The organism is Pseudopedobacter sp. (assembly GCF_040392825.1).
Classification (GTDB): Bacteria; Bacteroidota; Bacteroidia; order Sphingobacteriales; family Sphingobacteriaceae; genus Pseudopedobacter.
Genome location: NZ_JBEBVH010000216.1, coordinates 1 through 6,852 on the forward strand (window position 1 = coordinate 1; position 6,852 = coordinate 6,852).

A 6,852-nucleotide genomic window follows, 5' to 3' on the forward strand; every position below is an offset into this window, starting at 1 on the left:
CTCTCCTGCTCACCTGTGTTTTTACCATAAAGATTCTAAAATTTTGATTGGTGGAGATGTTCTATTTTATGGAAGTATTGGCCGAACAGATTTACCTGGAGGAAATTTTGAAACATTAATAAGCAGTATAAAGAACAAACTTCTTATTCTACCAGATGATACACAAGTTTACCCCGGGCATGGGCCAGCAACAACTATTGGTTTCGAAAAAGCTAACAATCCATTTTTACGCTAATTGAACATTGCATTCTACATAGCCAAGAGGTATTTATTCTCTAAAAAGTCTACAAATGCCATTAATATCATTTCTGGTATTTCTATGCTAGGCGTTTTTGTAGGAAGTGCCGCACTTATTATTATACTTTCTGTTTTTAATGGATTCGAGGCCCTGGTTTTGTCTATGTACAACTACCATTCTCCCGATCTTAGGATAGAGCCACAAACAGGAAAAGTTTTTGATCCCAATACAGTTGATTTTGATAAAATAAAAAAATCAGATAAATACTTTTCCTATACAGAAGTCCTACAGGAAAAAGCACTTATTCGTTACGGAAATTATCAGTTTATTGGCCAAATAAAGGGAGTAAGTGATGAATATCTAAAAAATCCTTATGTAGATAGTTCGCTGGTAAACGGGGAATTTTTACTTAAAGATCAATATAGAAGCTATACCGTTATTGGTACTACTGTACAATATGTACTGGGTGTAAATATTAACGATCAGGTTCGCAAACTGGAAATCTATTCTCCAATAAAAGGCAGAAAAAATAGTTTCTCTGCTGCAGAAGAATTTGTTTCCGAACAATTGCAACCCGTTGGTGTATTTCAGGCTCAGCAAGAAGATAATAATATTGCCATTATTCCTATAGACGTAGCGAGAAGATTAATTGGTGAACCTGAAAATATAAGCTACATTGAGATTTTCTTAAATGACACAGAGCAAACCGAGGCTGTAAAGAAGCAAATAGAGAAAGTACTTGGAGATGCATTCGTTGTAAAAAACCGAATTCAGCAAAATGAATTACTCTACAAAGTGTTAAACTCAGAAAAATGGGCTATTTATTTCATTCTCACTTTTGTTCTCATTATAGCCATTTTTAATATCATAGGATCATTAACTATGTTAGTGATAGACAAACGTAAGGATATTGCTATTTTAAACAGTTTAGGAGCTTCTAAAAAGCTTATTAACAGAATATTTTTATTGGAAGGCCTAATGATATCTTTAGTTGGTTGTATAGCGGGGCTTTTGGTAGGTACTATTTTCTGCCTTTTACAACTTCATTTTGGATTAATTTCTATGGGAGTCGGGAATTTACTGATTGACGCTTATCCTGTAGAAATCAGGCTTTTGGATTATCTCTTAGTAGGTGTAACCGTACTTATCATTTCCTTTATTGCTTCCTATATTAGTTCCAGACTCAGCACAAAAAAATTCGAACAATTAAGAACGGATTTATAATAAAAAGTCATTTCAATCATTTTAATTGTATTTATAACTCATATTTCTGATTTTTATTGATCGTAGGAACCATGAATTATAGCTCCCTGATAAAGAAAATAGATGATTTCATCAGAAAGTACTACTTAAATAAAGTGCTTAGGGGAAGCATTTGGTTAGTTTTTATTTTTCTTATTTCATATCTGGTACTTATTATAGCCGAATATTATGGCTATTTTTCTCCCGGATTAAAAACAATATTATTCTACCTTTTCTTAGCGACACAACTCTTTTTAATGTATTTATTAGTAGTAAAACCATTACTACATTATTTCAGGCTCGGAGAAATTATCAGCTACGAAAAAGCATCAGAAATTATTGGAAAGCATTTTCCAAACATACAGGATAAACTCACAAATACATTACAGCTGAATAAAGCAATTGCAGATTATCCTCATCAAAAAGAGCTGATTCTTGCGGCTATAGATCAGAAAGCAAGTCAGATGCAACCCGTTCCATTTGTTTCTGCTATTAAAATAAGCGAAAATAAGCGATACCTTCCTTACGCTGCTATTCCAATTTGCATAATCGTTGTATTGGCTTTTATCGCTCCTGCTATTCTTACAGATGGAACAACCAGAATTATCAATCATAATAAAACTTATGAAAAGCAGGCTCCTTTTAAATTTCAGGTACAAAATAAGAAACTGGAAACAGTTCAGGGCGAAGATTTTCTTTTAGAATTGAAACTCAGCGGCGATAAAATACCTCAGGAGATTTATCTTGAAGACGGAAAAAATAGGTTTAAATTAAAGAAACAGGACATCATCAGTTTCAGTTATTTATTTAAGAATATCCAGGAAAGCAAAAATTTTCGGTTTAAAGCCGGGGAATACTATTCTGATACTTACAATTTAAAAGTGCTGAAAATGCCCTTATTAATCAGATCGTCGGTATCATTATCCTATCCGAAATATCTGCAGAAAAAAGACGAACAAAATGTAAATTTAGGAGATCTGACCGTTCCTGAAGGCACAAAAATAACGTGGAATTTAAATGCAGAAAATACTCCTTATGTCGAATTTCTGATTCAGAACACTAAAAACATATTAAAAGCCGATAACCGTTCTTTCCGCTTTTTTTATACGGCAAAAGAAGCCACTTTTTATACCATTAATTTGGGCAATTCTGGTAAACAGGATGAACTGAAACATCAAATAAACGTAATTCCAGATCGTTATCCGCAAATAGAAGTTGAAGAGCGGACTGATTCTTTAAATTCACGAGTTCTGTACTTTATGGGTAAGATAGGTGACGATTACGGACTTAACCAGCTCAGTTTTCATTATCAAATCAAAAATTCTACAGATAAATCCCGAAACGGAAAAAATGTCAAAGTCCCTATTAAATTTTCAGGAAAAACAAATGCGAATTTTTTCTATTTCTGGCCTGTTCATACATTGGGTATAAAAGAGGGCGAAGAGTTAAGCTATTATTTCCAGGTTAGCGATAACGATGGTGTAAATGGAGCAAAAACAACCAGATCTCCTGAAAAAAGATATAAAGCCCCCGGTGTAAACGAAAGTTTTGAAAAAGTTAATCAAAGTACAGCGCAGGTAAAACAAAAAATGCAGTCTGCAATCAGGCAGTCACAGAAGATACAGCAGGAGGCGCAAAAGCTTAATCAGGAACTGTTGAATTCTAAATCACTTGATTTTGAACAGAAAAAACAGGTGGAAGAATTATTGGATAAGCAAGACAAACTGGAAAAACTTCTTAAGGAGATTAGTGAGGAAAATAAGAAGAATATTTTAGAAAGAAGCCAAATAGAAAAGGATAAAGAACTGTTGGAGAAACAGAAGCAAATTCAGGAACTTTTTGATAATGTTCTTGATGAGAAAACTAAGGAATTGCTTAAAAATCTTCAAAAGCTGATGGATGAGCGAAGTAAAGATCTTCCTCAGCAAGATGACATGAAACAAATGCAGAGCGATAATAAATCGCTGCAGAAAGAGTTAGATAGAATTCTGGAATTATATAAAAAGCTGGAATCTGAACAAAAGCTAAATGAGCAGATTCAGAAGCTGGAAGATCTGGCTCAAAAACAATTACAAAACAGTAAAGAAAATGACATCCAAAAGCAAGCAGAGATTCAGAAAAATTTTGAAGAAATAAAAAAGGGCCTGCAAGAAGCTAAACAAAAAAACGATGCTTTAGACCGACCCGATAATTACGATATTAAGGAGCAACAACAACAGGAAATAGATAAAAATATAAATGATGCAATAAAACAATTGCAGCAGAACAATAAACAGCAAGCCAGCGGCAGTCAAAAAGAAGCCGGCCAACAAATGCAGGATTTGGCGAAGCAACTTAAAGAAATGCAGCAAGACTCTACAGAAGAACAGATTTCTGTAGACATGAAATCTCTGCGCCAGCTCTTACAGAATCTTCTTAAATCGTCATTCGATCAGGAAAATCTGATGCTGGATATAAAACGTACAGATGTGGCTAGTCCTAAGTTTACAGAGCTCGGAAAAAAACAACGTGAAATAGCTGATAATTTAAAAATTGTGGAAGACAGTTTGTTTAGTTTGAGTAAAAAAGTTCCACAAATATCCACAGCGGTTAATAAAGAAATAGCACAAATAAGGGAAAACCTAAATAACGCATTAGAAAATATTCCGGATAGAAACATTCCTCAGGTCAACAAAAGCCAGCAATATGCTTTAACTTCAATAAACAATTTAGCGTTAATGTTAAGCGAAGCGTTACAGCAACTTCAAAATGCAATGAAGAATGCTAAATCTGGTGGAAAAGGCAAACCACAACCTGGTATGTCTGAGTTATCAAAAATGCAGGAAGAGCTCAATAAAAATATGCAAAAAGCCAAAGAACAAATGCAAAAACAAGGTTTGGAACCTGGAAAAGCAGGAAAAGGCAGTATGAGTCGACAATTTTCTGAAATGGCCAAACAACAGCAAATGATTAGACAGGCATTGCAGGAGCTCAATCAAAAAATGAATAAAGATGGCTTTGGTAAATCTGGAAATCTGGAAAAAATAATGAAAGAAATGGAACAAACGGAGACAGAACTCGTAAACAAACGTATTACGAGAGAGTCTCTGTTAAGACAACAGGAGATACAAATTAAACTATTAGAAGCAGAAAAAGCAGAAAGGGAAAGAGACCAGGATATAGAAAAAGAGAGTAAGAGTGGTAAAGAATTTGCTCCTAATTATAACTTGATATTGAAAGAATATAATGAAATCAAGAGAAAAGATACCGAGTTGTTAAAAACAGTACCTCCTTCGTTAAATAACTTTTATAAAACGAAGAGTAATCAGTATCTTGATAAAGTAAAATTAGAGGAATAGCTATGGCGAACATAACACAGATAATAGATAAGGGGCTTTATTCGCTTCAGCTTCCTTCTACAAGCGCAAGTATCGTTACAGTTGAAAACTTCATAGATAATTTGGTACCCACACTCAATTTAAGCGATGAAGTTTACGCAAATATGATGACCTGTGTAAACGAAGCAGTGTCAAATGCCATAGTTCATGGAAATAAAGAAAATCCTACGAAAACTGTTTATGTAAATATAGAAAACATAGATAACAGAAGACTCATCTTTTCGATTTCTGATGAGGGTGAAGGCTTCGATTTTAATAATCTTCCTGATCCGACGGCTCCTGAAAACGTAGAAAAATTAAGCGGCCGTGGGATATTCATTATGAAAAAATTAGCAGATCAATGTATTTTTAATAGTAGTGGGAATGAGGTTGAACTTCATTTTAAATTATAAACCTTTGGTTTTAAGTATCAGATAACCAGTATTTATTTTTATTTGCTATTCTTTAATCATCCCAGCTCTCAAAAACATCTCAACTAAATAACTCTTAATCGGGAACTTAAATTTTATTGCAATCTTTGTAAATCCAAATTTGATTTGATGAAAAGACTTGCCATAAATTTTTTTAAAGAGGATATAAGCTATAAAATAAGCGATATAAACCACATAAGAGATTGGATAAACAAAACCATTAACGAAGAAAGACATCAATTGCAGGAGCTTAATTTTATCCTTTGTTCAGATGAATACCTTCTTCATATCAATCAACAGTATTTAAATCATGATACTTATACAGATATTATCACTTTTGATAATTCGGAAGAAGAAGGTATAATTTACGGGGATATTTTTATCAGTATAGAACGCGTAAAAGAAAATGCAAAAACGTTTGGAGTAAAAACTGCAGATGAGTTACATCGAGTTTTTATTCATGGAACATTACATTTACTAGGATATCCGGATAAGAAAAAACACGAAAGAGCACTGATGACCGAAAAGGAAAATTTTTATTTGAGTAAACGGAATTTTTCAGAATCCAAAAGCTAAATAAAAAGTAGAAACATTCTTTATAAAAGCTTATATTAAATTGACATATTAAATCAAAAAAACCTAAAATTATGAACCTAAAAATCGGCCTTATTTCTGGCTTTATCTTATTTATATTTGCTTCTTTTCAAAGTTTTGGACAGGAAAGAACATTCGGACCTAGCCGTGAAAGACAAAAGGCCATAACAGATTCCATCTTAAAAGCAGATGATAACGCTGTTGTATATATGGTTGAAAAGTATCCTGAATTCCCCGGAGGAATAAAAGAATTTTACAATTATATCAATAAAAACATGAAATATCCTGAATGGGAAAAGGAAAACAACATTCAAGGCAGAGTTACCGCTACTTTTGTAGTTGAAAAAGATGGTTCTATAACAAATATTAACATTTTAAGGACCGTTACGGGATCTAAAAATCTAAATACCGAAACAATAAGGTTATTGCAAAACATGCCCAGGTGGATTCCTGCAAAACAAGGAGATAAAATAGTAAGATGTCGCTATACTGTCCCTCTCATGTTTAAATTATAGAAAACTTTAATAAAGAAATGGAGTCAAAGTTTTATATACTTTGAGCTCCAATTTCCGCATTAGCACTCAAATCGTTTAATAATAATCTTAATTTTTTGTCTTTTTAACAGTATAAGCGATTATTTTATTTGTCAATGTGTCTTTTTGCCCCTTACTAAACACAGAATCTATCTTAATCTCATAAATAAAACCTTCTTCCAATTTTCTCAATTTCAAACTTATTTTAGAATTTTTAGAAGTAGCTTCAACCTGCTTTATAGCAACGTTCTGCTCATTGATTCGCGGAGAGCCATACTTTGCATGGTAATGATAATTGTACTTTTTCACTTTTAATAGCGAAGAAATATCTGTGTTCCTGGGAATAGAAAAAGGCTTAGTAAAATCTAATTCGAATCCTTCTTTTTCCAGTTTAATATCCTTAACATCAAATGGTATCTTATTAGTTGCTATTATTTTCTGTATTCCCCTATCTCCCA

At 33.0% G+C, this 6,852-nt stretch carries 6 protein-coding genes and 1 pseudogene; 6 read left to right on the forward strand and 1 reads right to left on the reverse strand.

What is annotated here, in order from left to right:
* From ABWO41_RS13740 to ABWO41_RS13765, 6 genes are all read left to right on the forward strand, one after another.
* The coding region (locus ABWO41_RS13740; RefSeq protein ID WP_353139089.1) for an MBL fold metallo-hydrolase at positions 1-235 on the forward strand (235 nt) is incomplete at its 5' end.
* Positions 236-1,462, forward strand: coding sequence for an FtsX-like permease family protein (locus ABWO41_RS13745; protein WP_353139092.1), 1,227 nt, complete (start codon positions 236-238; stop codon positions 1,460-1,462).
* A 71-nt stretch (positions 1,463-1,533) separates the two neighbouring features.
* The gene (locus tag ABWO41_RS13750; protein ID WP_353139095.1) at positions 1,534-4,818 is read left to right on the forward strand and encodes a DUF4175 family protein; all 3,285 of its coding nucleotides are present in this window, start codon (positions 1,534-1,536) and stop codon (positions 4,816-4,818) included.
* A 2-nt stretch (positions 4,819-4,820) separates the two neighbouring features.
* Positions 4,821-5,249, forward strand: a complete 429-nt coding sequence (locus ABWO41_RS13755) for an ATP-binding protein (RefSeq protein ID WP_353139098.1) — start codon at positions 4,821-4,823, stop codon at positions 5,247-5,249.
* Between the two features lie 147 nt (positions 5,250-5,396).
* Positions 5,397-5,843, forward strand: a complete 447-nt coding sequence (gene ybeY, locus ABWO41_RS13760) for an rRNA maturation RNase YbeY (protein ID WP_353139101.1) — start codon at positions 5,397-5,399, stop codon at positions 5,841-5,843.
* Positions 5,844-5,914: 71 nt separating this feature from the next.
* Complete coding sequence (locus tag ABWO41_RS13765) at positions 5,915-6,376, forward strand: energy transducer TonB (protein ID WP_353139104.1); 462 nt, start codon at positions 5,915-5,917, stop codon at positions 6,374-6,376.
* A gap of 87 nt (positions 6,377-6,463) precedes the next feature.
* Here ABWO41_RS13765 and ABWO41_RS13770 read toward each other — a convergent pair.
* Positions 6,464-6,852, reverse strand: a pseudogene (locus tag ABWO41_RS13770) (hypothetical protein); the annotation flags it as partial.

Excerpts from the sequence above, each read along its gene's own strand:
- ABWO41_RS13750 (WP_353139095.1), top strand. The coding sequence starts at position 1,534 with ATGAATTATAGCTCCCTGATAAAGAAAATAGATGATTTCATCAGAAAG.
- ABWO41_RS13755 (WP_353139098.1), top strand. The coding sequence starts at position 4,821 with ATGGCGAACATAACACAGATAATAGATAAGGGGCTTTATTCGCTTCAG.
- ybeY (WP_353139101.1), top strand. The coding sequence starts at position 5,397 with ATGAAAAGACTTGCCATAAATTTTTTTAAAGAGGATATAAGCTATAAA.
- ABWO41_RS13765 (WP_353139104.1), top strand. The coding sequence starts at position 5,915 with ATGAACCTAAAAATCGGCCTTATTTCTGGCTTTATCTTATTTATATTT.